Raw genomic sequence first — 17673 nt, 5'->3', positions numbered from 1 at the left:
GGGGAAGTCGTCCGCGCCCGGCGCGGCGCGACGGTGAAGGGAGAACGTCGTGGCCGTGCAGCGCCCCGAAAGCCCTGGTGAGAACGGCACGCCCATCCCGCGCGACCTGCCGGACCAGCAGGCCGACGGGGGAGAGGACCGCTGGGACGTCGGCGATCCCGAGCACACCGCCGCATCCGGCGGAACCGATGAGCCGGGTGAGCCCGGTGAGTCGGGTGAGTCCGGAGGGGACGTGGAGAACGCTCCGGACGTTCCCGACACCGACGAGGCGGGAACCGGCCGGCAGGGCGCGCCCCACGCGGGCAGCGGTCAGTCCGACCGGCCCGTGCCCGAAGAGCCGGCCGACTGAGGAGCCGATCAAGGGTATGGCCGACCGGATCCGCTCATGGCCCGTCCACCGTCAGCTCACCGGCAGCGACCGCACCGGCCGGGGAAGCGCTGCCAAGTCCGCGTACACCGAGCGGCTGCGTCCCCGCACCGAGACCGCCGACCGAGTCGTCCCGTCCGTCTGCCCGTACTGCGCCGTCGGCTGCGGCCAGCGGATCTGCGTACAGGACGACCGGGTCGTGCAGATCGAGGGCGACCCGCCTCCCCCGTGAGCCGTGGACGGCTGTGTCCCGAGGGCTCGGCCACCCTCGAGCTCACCACCGGTTCGGACCGCCGCCACCAGGTCCTGCACCGGCCTGCGCACGCCACGGGCTGGGAGCCGCTCGACCTCGACACCGCGCTGGACATGGTCGCCGACCGGGTGATCCGCACCCGCCGGGAGACCTGGGAGTGGGAGCGGGACGGCAAGCGCACCGCCCGCACCATGGGCATCGCCAGCCTCGGCGGCGCGACCCTCGACAACGAGGAGAACTACCTCATCAAGAAGCTGCTGACCGGCCTCGGCGTGGGCCCTGGCGGTGCCCCCGGTCCACGAGAACACCCCCGCGCGCCGCTCTCGCCGACGTGGCGGTGTCGCGGGCCGCGGAACGCCGGCTCGGTCTCGTCGCCGAGACCTGGCAGGAGGGGCGCGGGGGCACGCTGCTGCGGTCCGCCCGCGCACTGACGGCGGTGGGCGGGGCGGGGGCGGCGCTTCCGGGTCACCGGCGCGGCGTCGCCGTCGCCTGCGGTCTGGCCCTCCTCGCCGGTTCCGCCTGTACCCGCTTCGGGGTGTTCGCCGCCGGAATCGCCTCGGCCCGCGACCCGAAGGACACGGTGGTGCCACAACGACGACGACGCGACGAGCGGGCCGCCGGGACCGACTGACCGACCGGGCCCGCCCGCCGGTGCCCGTCCGCCGAGCGCTCGGCACGTCGACCGGACCATCGCCGGGCCCGGTCGGGCGCACGCGGGCATGACCCCGGAGGTAATCGACGCCCGGGGTCCCGGCCGGAAGCATGGAGGACGTACCCGGCCACCGCGTCCCCGCACGTCAGGAGAACGACCCATGCCGTACTTCACGAGCCCCGTCGACGGCGCGCGGCTGCACTACGTCGATCACGGGCCCGCCGACGGGCCCGTGATCGTCTTCGTGAACAGCCTGTACTTCGGTACCGAGATGTGGGAGTACCAGATGCTGCCGCTGGCCCAGGAGGGCCACCGCTGCGTGGGCTTCGACCGGCGCGGCCACGGACGCTCCGACGACGTGTGGGGCGGCTTCGACCTGGACAGCCTCGCCGACGACGTGCAGGGCCTGCTCGACCGTCTCGACCTGAGCGGGGTCACCCTCGTGGGCCACTCCCTCGGAACCGCGGAGATCGTTCGCTGCCTGACCCGGCACGGCGTCGACCGTGTGGCCCGGGTGGCGCTGGTCGCCGGCATGGCGCCCGGTCCGGCCCGCTCGGCGAACCACCCCGAGGGAATCGATCCGGAGCTCGTACGGGCGGGCACCGAGGCCTTCCGGCGCGACCGCTCCGCCTTCTTCGCCGACGGCGCGCGCGCCTTCTTCGCGCTGGACCGGCCGGGCAACGACCTGTCCGAGGCGTATGTCGAGTCCATGATCCGGCGCTGCCACGGCTCCACCGCGCGGGCCGGCGTCGCCCTCGGCGAGCTGATCGCCGAACTCGACGTGGCCCCCGAGCTGGCCGCGCTCGACCTGCCCGTGCTCGTCGTCCACGGCACCCACGACACCTCCGGGCCCATCGAGCTGACCGGCCGCCGTGCCGCGCGCCTCGCCCAGCACGCCACCCTCGAGGTGTACGAGAATGCCGGTCACGGCCTCTTCGCCACCCACGCGGACCGCCTCACCGCGGATCTGCGGAAGTTCGCGGCCGGGGGCTGACGCGGTGACCCGTTACGCGAACGCGTTCACGCCGGTCAGCCGCGCCGACAGCTCCCACAGCCGGGCCGCCTGCTCCGGGTCCGTCGCCCAGTCCTTGACGCCGACCCGCTCGCCGTCCGCCGGGGCAGGCTCGGCGATGTCGCAGTCCTCGAGGTAGACGCCGCCCATACCGGCCAGCTGCGGTGAGGTCGCCGCCCACACCTGGGTGGCCGCGCCCTGCTCCGGGGTCTTGAAGCCCTCGACGTCGAGCACGTTGCCGTCCTCGTCGATCCAGCCGCGGTCCACCATCTCCTGCTTCGGCAGATGCCGCTGGAGGGGCGTGAGAATGCCACCGGGGTGGAGGGAGAACGCGCGCACGCCCCGGTCCCGGGCCAGCCGGTCGAGGTGGCCTGCGAACAGCACGTTCGCGGTCTTGGCCTGCCCGTACGCCTCCCACTTGTCGTAGCCGTCGCGCCAGTGGACGTCGTCCCAGCGCATCCCCGAGAAGTGGTGGCCGCGCGAGGACACCGAGACGATCCGGGCGCCGCCGGGCTCGATCGCGGGCCAGAGCCGGTTGACGAGGGCGAAGTGGCCGAGGTGGTTCGTGGCGAACTGGGCCTCCCAGCCGGGGCCGACCCGGGTCTCCGGGCAGGCCATGATCCCGGCGCTGTCGATGAGGAGGTCGACGCTCCGGCCGGACGCGAGGAACCGGTCGGCGAAGGCGCGCACGCTCTCCAGTTCGCCGAGGTCCAGGGTGTCCGTCTCGACGCCGGTGAGGCCGGCGAGGTTCTCGCGGGCGGTGTCCGGGCGGCGCGCGGGCACGACGACCCGGGCGCCGGCCTTGGCCAGCGCGCGCGTGGTCTCCAGTCCCAGGCCGGAGTATCCGCCGGTGACGACGGCCAGCTTCCCGGTGAGGTCGATGCCCCGCAGGACGTCGTCGGCGGTGCTCGTGGCGCCGAAGCCCGAGCCGATCTTGTGCTGTGCGGTGTCGCTCATGTCCGGAACGCTACGGATTGAAGTGCACTCGAAGTCAAGCGCTCCGGTGCGAGCGGCGCAGCCGCGGGGGTCCGAGCCGTGCGGACAGGGGAAAGCCCCGACCGGACGGGGGAATCACGGCCGGGGCGGTCTGAGTGTGGGCGCGGACGGCGGTCGCCTCTCGGCGAAAGGCTTCACAGGGCTTCAGCCGAACGATCGTCCCCGTGGGCACAAGGTGAGGCCCGGGGACACTGTCCCCTCCACACCCCACGAATGATTCAACGGAGAACCTCCTAGGCGTGTTCCCGGGCCCGTGGCCACGCGCGGTGATGTGTGTCACCGCCCCCGAAGGCTCCGAAGGCTCCGAAGACCCCGAAGGCCCCGAAGGGCCCGCGTGGATCGCCGTCCCCTCAGGCCAGCGGGCTGGCCTTCAGGGACGCCAGGAGCTCGGCGGGATCGGCGTACACCGCTTCCGCGCCCGCCTCCAGCAGGTCGGCGCGGGGGATGCCGCCGCACAGGACGCCCACGCAGCGCACCCCGGCCCGGCGGCCGGCCCGCATGTCCCACACGGTGTCCCCGACGAACACCGCGCTTTCGGCGGGCGCCCCTACCAGCTCCAGCGCGTGTTCCACGGGTTCCGGAGCGGGCTTGCCCTCCTCGACGTCGTCCGCGCTCGCGGTCGCGGCGATGACGTCGTCGGCGTCGATGGCGCGCCGCAGGGCGGACAGCTCGGCCCCGCTCGCGGAGGTGGCGAGCACGACCGTCCAGCCGTCGTCGTGCAGCCTGCGCAGCAGCCCACCGGCGTCCCGCAGCGCCGGCAGCCGGTCGAAGTACTGCCCGTAGAGAGCCTTGTGGGCGGCGCTGATCCGGCCGTCCTCGTCCTTGTCCCGGTCGTCGCCGAGCAGGTGGGCGACGAGATCGTCGGAGCCCAGCCCGACCGCCCGGTGCACCGCGTGCATGGGGACCCGGTGGCCCGCCTGCCGGAAGGCCTCCCACCAGGTGGTGACGTGCAGGTGGTTGGTGTCGACCAGGGTGCCGTCGACGTCGAACACGGCAGCGCGCGTCATCAGGGGTCCTTTCTCTCGAGCTTGCCGAGTACCACCTCAGGCACCCGCCACGCTCGCCGGTACCCGCCCTTCCCGAGTCCAGGCCAGCAGGTCCGCCAGCGGCCAGGCGGTGACGATCCGTTCTTCCGGCACCTCGCACTCCTCGGCCCGCGCACAGCCCAGGATCTGCCAGTCCAGCTGGCCGGGCGCGTGCGCGTCGGTGTCGACCGAGAACAGCACGCCCGCCTCCACGGCCCGGCGCAGCAGCCGCCGTGGCGGGTCGAGCCGCTCGGGCCGGCTGTTGATCTCGACGGCCGTACCGGACTCGGCGCACGCGGCGAACACCGCGTCCGCGTCGAACTCCGACTCCGGCCGCCCCCGCCCGGTCACCAGCCGCCCGGTGCAGTGGCCGAGGATGTCGGCGTGCGGGTCGCGCACGGCGTTCACCATGCGGCGGGTCATCGCGCGCGACTCCATGCGCAGCTTGGAGTGCACGGACACGACCACCACGTCGAGCCGCTCCAGCAGCTCCGGCTCCTGGTCCAGCGACCCGTCGTCGAGGATGTCGCATTCGATACCGGTCAGCAGCCGGAAGGGCGCCCAGGTGGCGTTGAGCTCCTCGACCACCTCCAGCTGCCTGCGCAGCCGCTCGGGCGAGAGCCCGCGGGCCACCGTCAGCCGGGGCGAGTGGTCGGTCAGCACGGCCCACTCGTGGCCGAGCGCGGCCGCGGCCCGGCCCATCTCGTCGATCGGGCTGCCGCCGTCCGACCAGTCGGAGTGCAGATGGCAGTCCCCGCGCAGCAGCTCCCGCAGCCGTTCGCCGGCGCCGTCCGTGAGCGGCTTGCCCGCCTCGGCCTCCAGTGTGCGCAGATAGGAGGGCGTCTCCCCGGCGAGCGCCTCGCGTGCCACCTGGGCGGTCTTCGGGCCCACGCCCTTCAGCGTCTCCAGGGTCCCGGCTCCGGCCCGCTCGCGGACCTCCTGCGCGGGTAGCCGCGACAGGACCCGGGCCGCCGTGCGGAAGGCCTTCACGCGATAGGTCGGCGCCAGGGACCGCTCCAGCAGGAAGGCGATCCGGTCCAGGGCTTCGACGGGATCCATCGCCACCTCCTGGCTCCAGAGTTCCTCACCCGCGCGCCGACCGCACCAGGAAATCGGATGATTCGCATGGGATGGTTCCGTTTTATCCTCTATGGCATGACCGAAATCGCGAGCCTCCGTATCTCCCACCCGCGGATCATGGTGCTCGGGGTCCAGCCGGGCCTGTCGCCGTTCCGCATCGTGGAAATCGACTCCGAGGTGGTCGGCGAGGCGAGGGACGTGACCGACGTCCTCGAGATCGCCGCCGCGTACGGAATCACGGTTCACGACCTCGACGACCCGGACGTCGTGCGATGGGTGGGCGGGGACCGGTACACCTGGACCCCGCGCTGACGGCGGTCAGGCGCTCTCTCGGGCGCCCCGACGCAGGTGCCGTTCCCGCGCGTGCACCGCACGGCTCATCCGGCGGCCCACGAGCAGGTAACCGATCAGGGCGCCCGTGGTGTTGAGGATGACGTCGTCGATGTCGAAGGCGCGTCCGGTCACCACCGCGCCCTGGGCGAACTCGACCATCAGCATGACGGTGGCGGTCAGCAGCAGCACCCGCAGCAGCCCGCGCGCCCGGGGCGCGACCACCGGCACCAGAACGCCGAAGGGCACGCCGAGCAGTATGTTCCCGCCGATCTGCTTCACCGCGTCGCGGAGTTCGGGCTGGTCGAGGTAGGCGCGCAGGGAGTCGCCCGGACGCAGGTTGGAGTGCACCAGTGCCGCGGAGGCGGGTGACGGCTCCAGGGTGAGCCGGGCGAGCACGACGGCGAACGCCACCATGAACGCGAAGGCGAACAGCATCGCCAGCAGCCGGAGCGGGAGCGGCAACGGCCGACGTTCGGCGCGTGCCGCCTTCTTCGACGAGCCCGACTTCGCGCCGGGCTTCGAGCTGGGCCCCGGGGCCGGCTTCGGGTCGGATTTCGAGCGCGTCCTGAAGGGGAATCCGCGCTTTCGGCCCGACGTCCCGGCCCCGTTCTTCGGCGGGGCGGGCTCCTCCGTCCTGGTGGCGCGTGGGCGGAACACGGCAAGCGGACGTAGAGCTGCACGGGCCATTCGGTCCTCCAGTCTTCAACTTCCCTGCGTGGTAGCGCGATTACCCCCGAACGGCCGAGGGATGCGGTCCGCCTCGCCGCGGTCCGCGCCGACCTTCGGGGTGGCCGGCTCTCTCGCATGCCGCCCGGCCCCGCCCGCGCCATGTCGACGCGCACGCCGACGAGACCGGTCCGGCTGCCGTCGGCCGTGCTGGGCACGCCGGCGCTACCGGGCTTGGTCGGCGGCCGACACGGCGGGACGGGCACCCCGGGTGGCCGGTCAGGCGTGGTACGTCACCTTGACCTCCGTGAAGCCGAGGGAGCGCAGCAGCCCCTGGAGCATGTCGGTGGTGTTGGTCTCGGCGCGCGCGGTCAGCTCGCTCTCCTTCGCCGCCTCGCCGATGTGCTTGACCGCCAGCTTCTGCACGGCCTGCTCACCGCTCGGGTTGTCCGAGAAGAGGTCACCGAGGCGGTCGAACAGCCCGCGCTGCTTGGAGACCGCGTAGGAGCGGTCGGGGTCGAGCGCCGGTGTGCCGAGCAGCGCGTGCGGCAGCCGGAGCGTGGCCGAGGTGCGGTCGTCATCGACCGTCACGTCCTTGTCGCCGACCTTGCCGAGGTCGACGTAGGCGTCCACGGTACCCGCCCCGACATACAGGGTGCGGGTGCCGCGGATCGCGTCGGGGAGGTACTTGGCGTCCTTCTCCAGGTCGACGACGACCTGGAAGTTCCCGGAGGCGGCGTCGTAGCGGCTCATGTCCTGGATGGATTCCAGCAGGGCGGGGCCCGAGTGGTCGTGGGTCTCGGTGCCGAAGAAGTCGCGCAGTCCCGGCAGCAGGCTCAGCCGGATCCCGGCGAACATCACGACGAGTACGACCACGACGGCGGTGAGCACCTTGGCCCAGCCGGGCATGCGCCGGGGACGGGGGAGGCGTGTGGTGGGCTTCTCGGGCTTGGTGTCAGTCGTCATGCGACGGCCCTCCTTCCTCCTGTCCGGATGCCCGTCAAATCCCCTGTCAGACCGCGCTGTTGGCAACCTGTGACAGTGAGGGCGCGGACGGCCTGCCGCTCAGGTGAGCGTGCCGGTGCGTGCCGCGAGGTCACCGACGGGATGCCGGGGGAGGGGCCGGCGTCGTCGGCCCGGTGGCCTGCCGGCCGGCCACCGGGCCGACGACCTGTGCTGCCGCGACCGGCACGCGGTTCCGGCGGTTCCACCCGGTTGGCCGCGTGCGGCGGTCCGGGGCCCCGCGGCAGGCGACGACGGGTTTCCTCGGGGCCGGAGGGACTCCGAGTGGCTTGGAGTGACCGGGCGGGACTCCCGCGCACTCCTGAGGGTGGGCAAAACGGACCCGGTCCGTAGCATGAGAGCTCCCCGCCCCAGCCGGACATGATCAGCGAGGAGCCGATCGTGCGAGACATCTCCGTGTTCAGCGGCAGTGCCCATCCCGAGCTGGCCGCCGAGGTCTGTGCCCACCTCGGCGTGCCCCTGAGCCCCACCCGACTCAGCAGGTTCGCCAACGACTGCCTGGAGGTCCAGCTCCAGGCGAACTGCCGGGAACGGGACGTCTTCCTGGTCCAGCCCCTGGTCCGGCCCGTGCAGGAGCACCTCGTCGAGCTGCTGCTGATGTGCGACGCGGCCCGCGGGGCGTCGGCGGGCCGGATCACCGTCGTCATGCCGCACTACTCCTACGCCCGCTCCGACAAGAAGGACGCGCCCCGCATCTCCCTGGGCGGACGCCTGGTCGCGGACCTGATGGCGGCGGCCGGTGTCCACCGGGTCCTCGCCATGACCCTGCACTCGCCCCAGGTGCACGGCTTCTTCTCGATGCCCGTGGACCACCTGCACGCCCATCGGGAGCTGGCCGCCCACTTCCGCCGCTACGACCTCACCCGCACCACCGTGGTCTCGCCCGACCTCGGCAACGCCAAGGAGGCAGCCGCCTTCGCCCGGATGATCGGCGCCCAGGTGGCGGCCGGCGCCAAACAGCGGTACGCCGACGACCGGGTCAGTATCAGCGCGGTGATCGGCGAGGTGGCCGGGCGGGACGTGATCGTCCTCGACGACGAGATCGCCAAGGGCAGCACGGTCCTGGAACTGCTCGACCGGCTAAGGGAGTCGGAACCGAGGTCGATACGGGTGGCGTGCACGCACGGCCTGTTCGCGGCCGGTGCCCTCAAGCGGCTCAGCGAGCAGCCCGACGTGCTGGAGATCGTGTGCACCAACACCGTGCCGGTGCCCGCCGAGGAGCACACCGACAAGCTGCGGATCCTGTCCATCGCCCCCGCCCTCGCGGAGGCCGTGCGCCGTATTCACAACGGTGAGTCCGTCAGCGCCCTGTTCGACGCGGCACGCGGCCAATAGCCCGGGACCGGGACAGGGGCCGACACGGGGGCCGGGACAGACGCAGAAACCCGGACCGGGACAGGCGCCGGGACCGGAATCGGGGACGGGGATTCGGGCGGCCGGGGGATCGCGGGACCGGGAGGAAGGTCGGGAGGAGCGCTTCGAGCGCCGTCATAACGTGCCGGAGGTGGCCTCGGGCTGTTCCAGCGCCGCGTCCAGCGTCGTGGCGGGCGGCAGCAGCCGGTACAGCCCCGTGGCCCGCAGGATCCGCAGGGTGAGCCGGTGGGTGCAGACCAGGTGCAGATGCCCGCCGTGGTCGAGGACGCGGCGGCGGGCCCGGTACAGCAGGCGCAGCCCGGAGCAGTCGAAGAACTCGATCCGGCTCAGGTCGATCACGATCCGGGGCGCCGGGCCACCGGTCGCGTCGTCGAGGTGCGGGGTGATCTCGGTGGCCGCGACGATGTCGATCTCGCCGCGGAACTCCAGCACGGTGTACCCCCGGTCCTCGCGGACGCGCAGATGCGGGGTGTCCGCTGCGGGTTTCTCCAGCACGACGACATCGCCTCCAACCCGCTCCACCGGTCGGGAGCCTCCAACGGCCGGGGAGCAGACAGCAGTTCCCCGCCCCAGCAAGTTACCCCCGATCGAGTGAATTCCAGCATGTTCGATTGACATATGTCTTCGAAATGCAACCGACTCTGTCGGAGTTTTTTCGCGCCGTGAGCGAAGGGGCGCACGCCGTGCCGTGAAGGGGCGCGCAGAGTGCTACGACAGGGCGTGCCAGGCCTTGGAGAGCGCGGTGCGCAACTGCTCCGCCTGGTGGGCGGTGAGCTCCCGCACCATGCGCTCCTCCAGCTCCCGCACCGGCCCGGCGTGCCGGTCGAGCAGCTCGCGCCCCTCCGCGGTGAGCAGGATCAGCAGCTCGCGCCGGTTGCGTGGATTGCGTTCGCGGCGGATGAGGCCGCGCGTCTCCAGGGAGCGCACCAGGTCGGCGATGGACTGGGCGGTCACGAAGGAGTCCCGGGCCAGCTGGGCGGCGGACAGGCCGTCGTGCCGTTCCAGCACGGTGAGCGCCGTGTACTGCAGGGCCGTGATCCCCGACGGCTTGACCAGCTCGTCCAGGTGGGATCGCACGACCAGCTCCACCTGCTTCACCATGTAGAGCAGGGACGGGGGTGTCCGGTGGGGCTGAGGTGCGGACGCTGCCTTGGTTGTCTGGGTGCCGGCCATGGGACCGAGCGTAGACCATTGACAGGAAACCTGTCTGTAATGAGACTGCGGACCAACAGGAATCCTGTTTGTTGAAATCTTGGCGACGATGCTGAGGAGTGGTGATGACCACCTTCGAGATCGACCCCGGTCGACTGTTCATCGGGGGACAGTGGCTAGAGGCCGTGGACGGAGCGCGGACCGAGGTGGTCGACCCGTCCCGGGGCGCGGTCGTCACCACCGTCGCGGAGGCGGGCGCCGCCGACGTCGACGCCGCCGTATGGGCCGCGCGCGCGGCCTTCGACGCCGGTACGTGGTCCGGACTGAGCGGCCGGGAGCGCGGCCGGGTCCTGCTCCGGGTGGCGGAGCTGATCCGCGCGGAGGCCGACGAGATCGCCCGGCTGGAGAGCCTGGACGTCGGCAAGCCGATCACCCTGGCGCGCGCGGTCGACGTCACGAACGCGGCGAACGACTACGAGTACTTCGCCTCCCTCGCCTTCTCGCTGGACGGCGCGACCCGCGACACCCCGATGAACGCCCTCGCCTACACCAAGCGCGGCCCGCTCGGTGTGGTCGCCGCGATCACCCCGTTCAACTTCCCGCTGATCCTGGCCGGTTCGAAGATCGCCCCGGCGCTCGCCGCCGGCAACACGGTCGTCCACAAGCCCGCCGACGAGACCCCGCTCAGCGCCCTGTACATGGCGGGACTGTTCCAGCGGGCCGGCGTCCCCGACGGGGTGGTCAACGTCGTCACCGGGGCCGGCCCGGTCACCGGCGAGGCGCTGCTGCGGCACCCCGGCGTGGACAAGATCGCGTTCACCGGATCCACCGCGATCGGCCGGCACGCCGCGAGCGTCGCCGGCGAGCACCTCAAGCCGGTCACCATGGAACTCGGCGGCAACGCCGCACACCTCGTCTTCGAGGACGCCGACCTGGAGAAGGCCGTCGGCGCGGTCATCAAGGGTTTCGTCTTCAACACCGGCCAGTTCTGCATGGGCGGCCCGCGGCTGCTGGTGGCCCGCCCGGTCTACCGCACCCTGCTGAACATCCTCGCCGAGGCGGTGCCCGGGGTGCCGGTCGGCGACCCGCGGAAGGCGGAGACCGTCGTCGGCCCGATGGCCGGGGAGAAGCACCTGCGCAAGGTCGAGGAGTACGTCGAGCTGGCCCGCAAGGAGGGCGCCCGCATCGTCTGCGGCGGCGAGCGGCTCGACCTCGACGGCGGCTACTACTACAAGCCCACCGTGATCGCCGACCTCGCGAACGACTCCCGAGTCGTCCAGGAGGAGATCTTCGGACCGGTCCTCACCGTCCAGCCCTTCGACGACGAGGACGAGGCCGTCGCACTGGCCAACTCCACGCCGTACGGCCTGGCTTCGGGCATCCAGACCGGCAACCTGGCCCGCGCGCACCGCGTCGCCGACCGCCTCCAGGCAGGCATCGTCTGGGTGAACGACTGGGCGATGCTCGACCCGGCCGTCCCCTTCGGCGGCGTCAAGGACTCCGGCTTCGGCCGTGAGTACGGCCCCGAGGCGCTGAACGCGTACACCAAGGTCAAGTCCGTCGTCGTCTCGCTCGACTGAACGCGCCGCGAAACAGAGGGAGTCCAACCGATGTCCATCACCACACGCGCCGCCGTCGTCGAGTCCGGCGGAGCCCCCTTCACCCTGTCCGACGTCGTCCTCGACGACCCCGCTCCGCACGAGGCGGTCGTCCGTCTGGTGGCGGCCGGACTCTGTCACACCGACCTCGGCGTGGCGAGCGGCGGACTGCCCTTCCCGCTGCCCGGAGTCCTCGGCCACGAGGGCGCGGGCGTCGTGGAGTCGGTCGGCTCGGCCGTCACGGGGGTGGCGCCCGGCGACCATGTCGTGCTGTCCTTCACCTCCTGCGGCGACTGCCGCAACTGCCACGGCGGCCACCCCGCCTACTGCGCCACCTGGCTGCCGCTGAACCTCATCGGCGGCCGCCGCGCCGATGGCACCAGCACCATCAGCCGGGACGGCGAGCCCCTCGGCGGCCACTTCTTCGGCCAGTCCTCCTTCGCCGAGCGGGCCCTGGTCGACGAGCGCAGCCTCGTCAAGGTCGACCCCGGGGTACCCCTGGCGTCGATCGCCCCGCTGGGCTGCGGGGTCCAGACCGGCGTCGGCGCCGTCTGGAACGTGCTGAAGCCGGCGACCGGCAGCACGATCGTCGTCCTCGGCGCGGGCGCCGTCGGCCTGTCTGCGGTCATGGCGGCCGCCCTCACCCCGGCCACCACGATCATCGCGGTCGACCGGGTCGCCGAACGCCTCCAGCTGGCCAAGGAGCTGGGCGCCACGCACACCGTCGACGCGAGCGCGGTCACGCCGGTCGAGGCGGTCGCCGAGATCACCGGCGGGCAGGGCGCCGACGGCATCGTGGAGACCACGGGCAACACGGCCGTGCTGCGCCAGGGCGTCGACGCGCTCGCCGCCCGCGGCACCCTCGTCGTCGTGGGCGCGCCGCCCTTCGGCAGCGAGGTCGCCCTGGACGTCAACGGGCTGCTCGGCGGCAAGCGGGTCGTCGGGCTCACCCTCGGCGACAGCGAGACGCAGTCCTTCATCCCGGCCCTGGTCGAGCTGGTCAAGGAGGGGCGGCTCCCGCTGGACCGCCTGATCGGCACCTATCCGTTCGCGGACATCGACCAGGCGGTGCGGGACATGACCGCGGGCAGGACCATCAAGCCCGTGCTGCTGTTCTGACGGCTCAGTCGACCGTCAGGACCAGCTTGCCGGTGGTCCGGCCGGTGTCGCCGAGCGTGTGTGCCTCGGCGGCATCGGCCAGCGCGAACGTTCCCGCGATGGTGGCGCGCAGCTTCCCCGTCTCGACCAGTTCGGCGATCGTCCGCATCCCGGCCCGGTCGGCGTCCACGAGCATCCGCACCGCCCGCACGCCGAGCCGCTCCGCCTCCTCGTAGAACTCGTTCGACCCCACCGGCAGGATCGACACGATGGTCCCGCCCGGCCGCAGCACGCGCAGGGACCGCACGGAGGTGTCCCCGCCCAGCGTGTCCAGGACCACGTCGACGTCCTTGACGGCCTCGGTGACGTCGTTCTCCCGGTAGTCGATCACCTCGTCGACGCCGAGCTCCCGCAGGAAGTCGTGCTTGCCCGCGCTGGCCGTGCCGATCACATACGCGCCGCGCGCCTTGGCGATCTGCACGGCGACATGGCCCACGCCGCCCGCGGCCGCGTGGATCAGCACCCGCTGCCCGGCCTCCAGACCGGCGTTCTCGACCAGGGCCTGCCAGGCGGTCAGCGAGACCAGCGGCAGCGCGGCCGCCTGGACGTGGTCGATCCCGGCCGGCTTGTGCCACAGGGCGCGGACCGGGGCGATGGCGTACTCGGCGTGCGAGCCGTGGCCGTAGGGGTACGGCAGCATGCCGAAGACCTCGTCGCCGGGGGCGAAGGTCGCCACGCCGATGCCGACCGCCTCGACGGTCCCGGAGAGGTCCCAGCCGAGGACGAAGGGCGGCTCGCCCAGGAACCCGCCGGTCTCGCGGTGCTTCCAGTCGGTCGGGTTGACGCCGGCGGCGCGCACCCGGACCAGTACCTCGTTCGGACGCGGCGCGGGCCGCTCCACTTCCGTTTCCCTCAGGACCTCGGGACCGCCGAGGACGTTCTGGCCGATGACGCGCATGGTGTTCACAGTGCTCATGGTGAACCAGCCTGCCGGGCCGCGCCCGACCGGGAAATGGCAAGATTGCCAAGCTTCGATAGGATCGTGCCATGCAGGCACAGCAACGCAAGCACCGGGTGGTCGTCCTCGCCCTCGACGGCGTCTACCCCTTCGAACTCGGCATCCCCAGCCGGATCCTCGGTGCGGCCGACGGCCACTACGAGATCCTGACCTGCTCGGTCGACGGCCGCCCCGTCCAGACCAACGCCGACTTCACGGTCGGTGTGCAGCACGGCCCGGAAGCGCTGGCCACGGCCGACACGGTCGTCGTCGCCCCGGTGGCGTCCGACTGGATCACCGCCGAACTGCCGGACGGGGTCGCCGAGGCGCTCACCCGGATCCGCCCCGAAGCGCGCATCGTCTCCATCTGCACCGCCGCGTTCGTCCTCGCCGCCGCCGGTCTCCTGGACGGCCGCCGGGCCACCACCCACTGGCAGGTCGCCGAGGCGTTCGGCCGGATGTACCCGCAGGTCGACCTCGACCCGGACGTCCTCTTCGTGGACGACGGCCGGGTGCTGACCTCGGCGGGCGCCGCCTCCGGGGTCGACATCTGTCTGCACCTCGTCCGCAAGGACCACGGCAGCGAACTCGCCAACAAGGTGGCCCGCCGTTGCGTGGTCCCGCCGTTCCGCGACGGCGGCCAGGCGCAGTACATCGAACAGCCCGTCCCGCAGACCGGCCCGGCGAGCACGGCGGCCACCCGCGCCTGGGCCATGGGACGCCTGGACGAGCCCCTCGCCCTCGCCGACCTCGCCGCGCACGCCCGGATGAGCCCGCGCACCTTCGCCCGCCGTTTCCACGACGAGGTGGGCATCAGCCCGGGCCGCTGGCTGATCCAGCAGCGCGTGGTGCACGCCCGGCACCTGCTGGAGGCCAGCGACCTCTCCGTCGACCAGATCGCCGGCCGGGTCGGCTTCGCCACCGGCGCCTCACTGCGCCAGCACCTGCACGCGGCCATCGGCGTCTCCCCCCAGGCGTACCGCAGGACGTTCCAGACGGCCCGCTGAACGTTCCGGATCGCTGCCGCGTCACAGGAGCGGGCGCGAACGGGCGGCCGGGGAACGGAAACGGGGGGCGGGTATGCGCGCACGGTTCGTGGCGTCGGGGCTGCTGGTGGTACTGGCGGCCGTGGGATGCGGTACCGGGGTCGAGACGGACGTGGTCGTCGAGGGAACGCCACCGGCGACGCCGTACGCCGGTCCGCTGCACATCGCCACGAAGGAGCTGGACGAGAGCACCCCGGAGGCCCTGCGCAGCGCGTCCGGCGCCGCGGGCCGGGCGCTGGAGTGCGAAGGGGAGATCTCCTGGGGCGGCGGGCCGGACGGCTGGAACGAGAGCGACGGCGCAGACACGCCGGAGGCGGGGCTGCGGCTCTGGTTCGACCTGTTCGAGCCGACCGGGCCGCGCTCCGGCTTCCGGGTGGAGCGCGAGGAGGCGGACCGGGTGCTGTACTCGTACGACGTGGACGGCCGGACGAAGATCGCCGTCATCGTCGCACGGGACCAGAAGGACCGGCCGGGATGGGGTCCCGAGACCCACGCGTCCTGTGATCCGGCCGAACTGCCCGCGAGCGTCACCGACTCCGGCGACGAGGAGATCTGGACCGACCGGCACGGCGAGCGGGTCGCGACCACGACCCTGAGCAGCTACCCGGGTGCCGAACACTGCGACTGGCAGACGGCGCACTTCCTGGGGACGGGCCGGGGCGAGAACCACCGGCAGTACGTCCGCGACCCCGACGGCGTGATCGACGAGGACCTGCTGACCTCGCCGTACGACGGCGACGCCGCCATGCCGGCCGACGCCCACGACACCGGGTACCGCTACGGCGACTGGCGGTTGTGGCTGACGGACGACGCCTCGACGGCGTACGTCCGCACCTCCGACGGTGTCGAGGCCTGGCCCCTGGCGAAGGAGATGGTGGCGTGCGCGTGACCGCCGGTCAGCGACTCGCGTGCAGCGCGACCAGCAACTGCCACACCTGGTCGGCGATCTCGCCGGGCGTGCCCTCGAGGTCGCCGTGCAGCCAGTCCGCCAGCACCCCCGCGAAGGTCGCGGCGACGGCCGAGGCGACCAGGGGTGCGTCGGCCGCACCCGCCCGCTCCCGTTCCCGCAGGCTGTAGGCCCGCAGGTCCCGGTGCAGCACGCGGCCGAGCGGCCCGCCGCCGCCCGGCGCGAGCAGGGTGCGGTACAGCGCGGCGTGCGGCGTCAGGGAACCGAAGAACTCCGGCAGCGCGGCCGGCGCCCGTACCGGATCGGGCCGCCCCTGCCAGGAGTGCAGCGCCTCCACGGCCTCGCGGACGACGTCCGCGCAGGCGTCGACCGCGAGCGCCTCCAGGTCGGGATAGTGCACGTAGAAGGTGGCCCGGCCGACCCCCGCCCGTCGTACCAGCGCGGCGACGCCGACCTCCTCGAGCGGCCGCTCGGCGCATTCCTCCAGCAGGGCCGAACGCAGCCGCGCCCGGGTGCGGGCCGCGCGCGGGTCCTCGGGCTCGCCGCGGGTCACTGCGCGATCAGGACGGCGGCCAGGGCGAGCGCACCGGGCAGGGCCTGCGCGACCAGGATCCGGCGGTTCGCCGTGGCCGCGCCGTACACGCCGGCCACGATCACACAGGACAGGAAGAACACCTGCGCCCGGAAGCCGGTCGGGTCGGCCGCGATCAGCCCCCACACCAGGCCCGCCGCGAGGAAACCGTTGTAGAGCCCCTGGTTGGCGGCCAGGGCGGCGGTCCGCTGCGCCATCTCCGCATCGAGGCCGTGGAACGACATCCCCGGCTTCTTCTGCCACAGGAACATCTCCATCACCAGGATGTAGACATGCAGCGCGGCCACCAGAACGACCAGCACGTTCGCCAGGATCTCCATGGTCTCCCTCAGTTTCTTGGACAGGTGTCCACTATAACGGGACACCTGTCCAGGAAGTCCAGTCGCCGGCGGGAAGCGTGCTCCCCGGCGTGGGGCACTCGGTGCGAAACGGGCGGCGGTCAGACTGGAACCATGACGCCAGCACCCGCACGCCCCGCGAAGCAGCGCAAGCTCGACACCCTCCACCGGCTGGAACACGACGTCGACGCGTGGGTCGCCACGGCCGCCGAGGGCGGCTCGGCCCCCTATCTGGTCCCCCTCTCCTTCGTCTGGGACGGCGCGACCCTGCTCTTCGCCACGCCCGCCACCAGCCCCACCGGCCGCAACCTGCTGGCCACCGGCGTCGCGCGGATCGCCGTCGGCCCGACCCAGGACGTCGTGATGATCGAGGGCACCGCCGCGGCCGTGCCGCCGGTAGAACTGCCGGAGGAGGACGCCGAGATCTTCGCGGGCAAGACCGGCTTCGACCCGCGCGAACTGGCCGCGCCCTACCTGTACTTCCGCGTCCTCCCCGACCGGATCCAGGCCTGGCGGACGGCCGATGAGATCCAGGGGCGGGAGCTGATGCGGGACGGCGCGTGGCTGGTGGCCGACTGAAACCGGGGTATCCGCAAGGTCCGGGGGGCGGGACTCGCCCGCCCCGGTCCGGATCTCGCGGAGGAGACGACGACATGACATTGGTGAAAGCGGGCGTCATGGTGCTCGACTGTGCCGAGCCCGAGAAGCTCGCCGAGTTCTACAAGGAGCTGCTGGACGCCGAGGAGATCGTCGCGTCCGCCAACCGCATCGAGATCAGGGGCACCGACGGAACCCGACTGGCCTTCCGGCGCGACGTGAACGCGACCCCGCCGAGCTGGCCCCGCCCCGAGAACTCCTTTCAGGCCCACCTGGACTTCCTCGTCGACGATCTCGACGAGGTGGAACGCAGGGTCGTGGGCCTGGGAGGCCGCCCCCTGGAGACCAAGGGTGCCCCCGGCCCGCACGAGGAGCGCGGCTATTCCGACCCGTCCGGCCATTCCTTCACCATCCGCCTCGAGCCTTCCACGGCACCGAAGCAGGGCTGAAGCCGGACACGGGAGCGGCCCGGCCCTCACCCGGACGACGCCGGAGAGGGCCGGGCCGCGGTCGGGCCGGCGATGTTCCCGCGGAGCCCGGAAGGACGCCGTGGATCCACTGCCGACC

At 72.5% G+C, this 17673-nt stretch carries 21 protein-coding genes and 1 pseudogene; 12 read left to right on the top strand and 10 right to left on the bottom strand.

The annotated features are described in order from the left end of the window. Nucleotides 1-49: 49 nt before the first annotated feature. From ACFVYS_RS05110 to ACFVYS_RS05095, 4 genes and pseudogenes are all read left to right on the top strand, one after another. Nucleotides 50-349, top strand: a complete 300-nt coding sequence (locus ACFVYS_RS05110) for a hypothetical protein (protein ID WP_389498951.1) — start codon at nucleotides 50-52, stop codon at nucleotides 347-349. 16 nt (nucleotides 350-365) lie between these two features. Beyond that, nucleotides 366-895 (top strand): annotated as a pseudogene (locus tag ACFVYS_RS05105) (formate dehydrogenase); the annotation flags it as partial. A gap of 161 nt (nucleotides 896-1056) precedes the next feature. After that, on the top strand, nucleotides 1057-1251 hold the full coding sequence (locus ACFVYS_RS05100; RefSeq protein ID WP_389498950.1) for a hypothetical protein: 195 nt from the start codon (nucleotides 1057-1059) through the stop codon (nucleotides 1249-1251). 181 nt (nucleotides 1252-1432) lie between these two features. Continuing rightward, the gene (locus ACFVYS_RS05095; RefSeq protein ID WP_389498948.1) at nucleotides 1433-2266 is read left to right on the top strand and encodes an alpha/beta fold hydrolase; all 834 of its coding nucleotides are present in this window, start codon (nucleotides 1433-1435) and stop codon (nucleotides 2264-2266) included. Nucleotides 2267-2278: 12 nt separating this feature from the next. On the opposite strand, the gene ACFVYS_RS05090 is transcribed toward ACFVYS_RS05095, so the two are convergent. The 3 genes from ACFVYS_RS05090 to ACFVYS_RS05080 form a co-directional block, all read right to left on the bottom strand. Next, nucleotides 2279-3241 carry an SDR family NAD(P)-dependent oxidoreductase gene (locus ACFVYS_RS05090; RefSeq protein WP_389498947.1) on the bottom strand — a complete coding sequence of 321 codons (963 nt, stop codon included), beginning with the start codon at nucleotides 3239-3241 and terminating at the stop codon, nucleotides 2279-2281. 389 nt (nucleotides 3242-3630) lie between these two features. Beyond that, nucleotides 3631-4287, bottom strand: coding sequence for an HAD family hydrolase (locus tag ACFVYS_RS05085; RefSeq protein ID WP_389498945.1), 657 nt, complete (start codon nucleotides 4285-4287; stop codon nucleotides 3631-3633). Nucleotides 4288-4323: 36 nt separating this feature from the next. Further along, nucleotides 4324-5364, bottom strand: coding sequence for a PHP domain-containing protein (locus tag ACFVYS_RS05080; protein WP_389498943.1), 1041 nt, complete (start codon nucleotides 5362-5364; stop codon nucleotides 4324-4326). A gap of 96 nt (nucleotides 5365-5460) precedes the next feature. Here ACFVYS_RS05080 and ACFVYS_RS05075 point away from each other — a divergent pair, with 96 nt between their 5' ends. Then, entirely contained in the window at nucleotides 5461-5697 is a 237-nt protein-coding gene (locus ACFVYS_RS05075) for a hypothetical protein (RefSeq protein ID WP_362519539.1), read from the top strand. A 6-nt stretch (nucleotides 5698-5703) separates the two neighbouring features. Here ACFVYS_RS05075 and ACFVYS_RS05070 read toward each other — a convergent pair whose 3' ends face one another. Beyond that, nucleotides 5704-6405: a VanZ family protein gene (locus ACFVYS_RS05070; RefSeq protein ID WP_389498941.1), complete on the bottom strand. Its 702-nt coding sequence runs from the start codon at nucleotides 6403-6405 to the stop codon at nucleotides 5704-5706. A 258-nt stretch (nucleotides 6406-6663) separates the two neighbouring features. Beyond that, the gene (locus ACFVYS_RS05065; protein ID WP_389498939.1) at nucleotides 6664-7350 is read right to left on the bottom strand and encodes a DUF4230 domain-containing protein; all 687 of its coding nucleotides are present in this window, start codon (nucleotides 7348-7350) and stop codon (nucleotides 6664-6666) included. A 438-nt stretch (nucleotides 7351-7788) separates the two neighbouring features. Here ACFVYS_RS05065 and ACFVYS_RS05060 point away from each other — a divergent pair, with 438 nt between their 5' ends. Then, a complete protein-coding gene (locus ACFVYS_RS05060) occupies nucleotides 7789-8742 on the top strand; it encodes a ribose-phosphate diphosphokinase (protein WP_389498937.1) in 954 nt (317 codons plus the stop codon). Nucleotides 8743-8895: 153 nt separating this feature from the next. Here the strand turns inward: ACFVYS_RS05060 and ACFVYS_RS05055 are convergent, their stop codons facing one another. Further along, a complete protein-coding gene (locus ACFVYS_RS05055) occupies nucleotides 8896-9303 on the bottom strand; it encodes an anti-sigma factor antagonist (protein WP_082412745.1) in 408 nt (135 codons plus the stop codon). Between the two features lie 186 nt (nucleotides 9304-9489). Then, nucleotides 9490-9954, bottom strand: coding sequence for a MarR family winged helix-turn-helix transcriptional regulator (locus ACFVYS_RS05050; protein ID WP_389498935.1), 465 nt, complete (start codon nucleotides 9952-9954; stop codon nucleotides 9490-9492). 104 nt (nucleotides 9955-10058) lie between these two features. Between ACFVYS_RS05050 and ACFVYS_RS05045 the strand changes: the two genes are divergently transcribed. Then, on the top strand, nucleotides 10059-11513 hold the full coding sequence (locus ACFVYS_RS05045; RefSeq protein WP_389498933.1) for an aldehyde dehydrogenase family protein: 1455 nt from the start codon (nucleotides 10059-10061) through the stop codon (nucleotides 11511-11513). Between the two features lie 30 nt (nucleotides 11514-11543). Then, nucleotides 11544-12650 (top strand): NAD(P)-dependent alcohol dehydrogenase, encoded by a 1107-nt coding sequence (locus ACFVYS_RS05040; protein ID WP_389498931.1) that lies wholly within the window; start codon nucleotides 11544-11546, stop codon nucleotides 12648-12650. A 4-nt stretch (nucleotides 12651-12654) separates the two neighbouring features. Here the strand turns inward: ACFVYS_RS05040 and ACFVYS_RS05035 are convergent, their stop codons facing one another. Then, nucleotides 12655-13605, bottom strand: a complete 951-nt coding sequence (locus ACFVYS_RS05035; protein WP_389498929.1) for an NADP-dependent oxidoreductase — start codon at nucleotides 13603-13605, stop codon at nucleotides 12655-12657. A gap of 71 nt (nucleotides 13606-13676) precedes the next feature. Here ACFVYS_RS05035 and ACFVYS_RS05030 point away from each other — a divergent pair, with 71 nt between their 5' ends. Both ACFVYS_RS05030 and ACFVYS_RS05025 read left to right on the top strand, forming a co-directional pair. Continuing rightward, nucleotides 13677-14633: a GlxA family transcriptional regulator gene (locus tag ACFVYS_RS05030; RefSeq protein WP_389498927.1), complete on the top strand. Its 957-nt coding sequence runs from the start codon at nucleotides 13677-13679 to the stop codon at nucleotides 14631-14633. A gap of 73 nt (nucleotides 14634-14706) precedes the next feature. Then, on the top strand, nucleotides 14707-15561 hold the full coding sequence (locus ACFVYS_RS05025; protein WP_389498925.1) for a hypothetical protein: 855 nt from the start codon (nucleotides 14707-14709) through the stop codon (nucleotides 15559-15561). A gap of 7 nt (nucleotides 15562-15568) precedes the next feature. Here the strand turns inward: ACFVYS_RS05025 and ACFVYS_RS05020 are convergent, their stop codons facing one another. Further along, nucleotides 15569-16132 carry a TetR/AcrR family transcriptional regulator gene (locus ACFVYS_RS05020; RefSeq protein ID WP_389498923.1) on the bottom strand — a complete coding sequence of 188 codons (564 nt, stop codon included), beginning with the start codon at nucleotides 16130-16132 and terminating at the stop codon, nucleotides 15569-15571. Then, nucleotides 16129-16491 (bottom strand): DUF1304 domain-containing protein, encoded by a 363-nt coding sequence (locus ACFVYS_RS05015; RefSeq protein ID WP_389499109.1) that lies wholly within the window; start codon nucleotides 16489-16491, stop codon nucleotides 16129-16131. The genes ACFVYS_RS05020 and ACFVYS_RS05015 overlap by 4 nt, the downstream gene beginning before the upstream one ends. A 132-nt stretch (nucleotides 16492-16623) precedes the next feature. On the opposite strand from ACFVYS_RS05015, the gene ACFVYS_RS05010 reads away from it, so the two are divergent. Together ACFVYS_RS05010 and ACFVYS_RS05005 are read left to right on the top strand one after the other, a co-directional pair. Further along, entirely contained in the window at nucleotides 16624-17088 is a 465-nt protein-coding gene (locus ACFVYS_RS05010) for a pyridoxamine 5'-phosphate oxidase family protein (protein ID WP_389498921.1), read from the top strand. A gap of 74 nt (nucleotides 17089-17162) precedes the next feature. Next, a complete protein-coding gene (locus ACFVYS_RS05005; RefSeq protein ID WP_389498919.1) occupies nucleotides 17163-17555 on the top strand; it encodes a VOC family protein in 393 nt (130 codons plus the stop codon). The last annotated feature ends 118 nt before the right edge of the window (nucleotides 17556-17673 follow it).

The sequence above is a fragment of the Streptomyces sp. NPDC058295 genome (genome assembly GCF_042880655.1).
GTDB lineage: Bacteria > Actinomycetota > Actinomycetes > Streptomycetales > Streptomycetaceae > Streptomyces > Streptomyces coriariae.
This window is presented reverse-complemented; position numbering and strand designations above follow the sequence as displayed.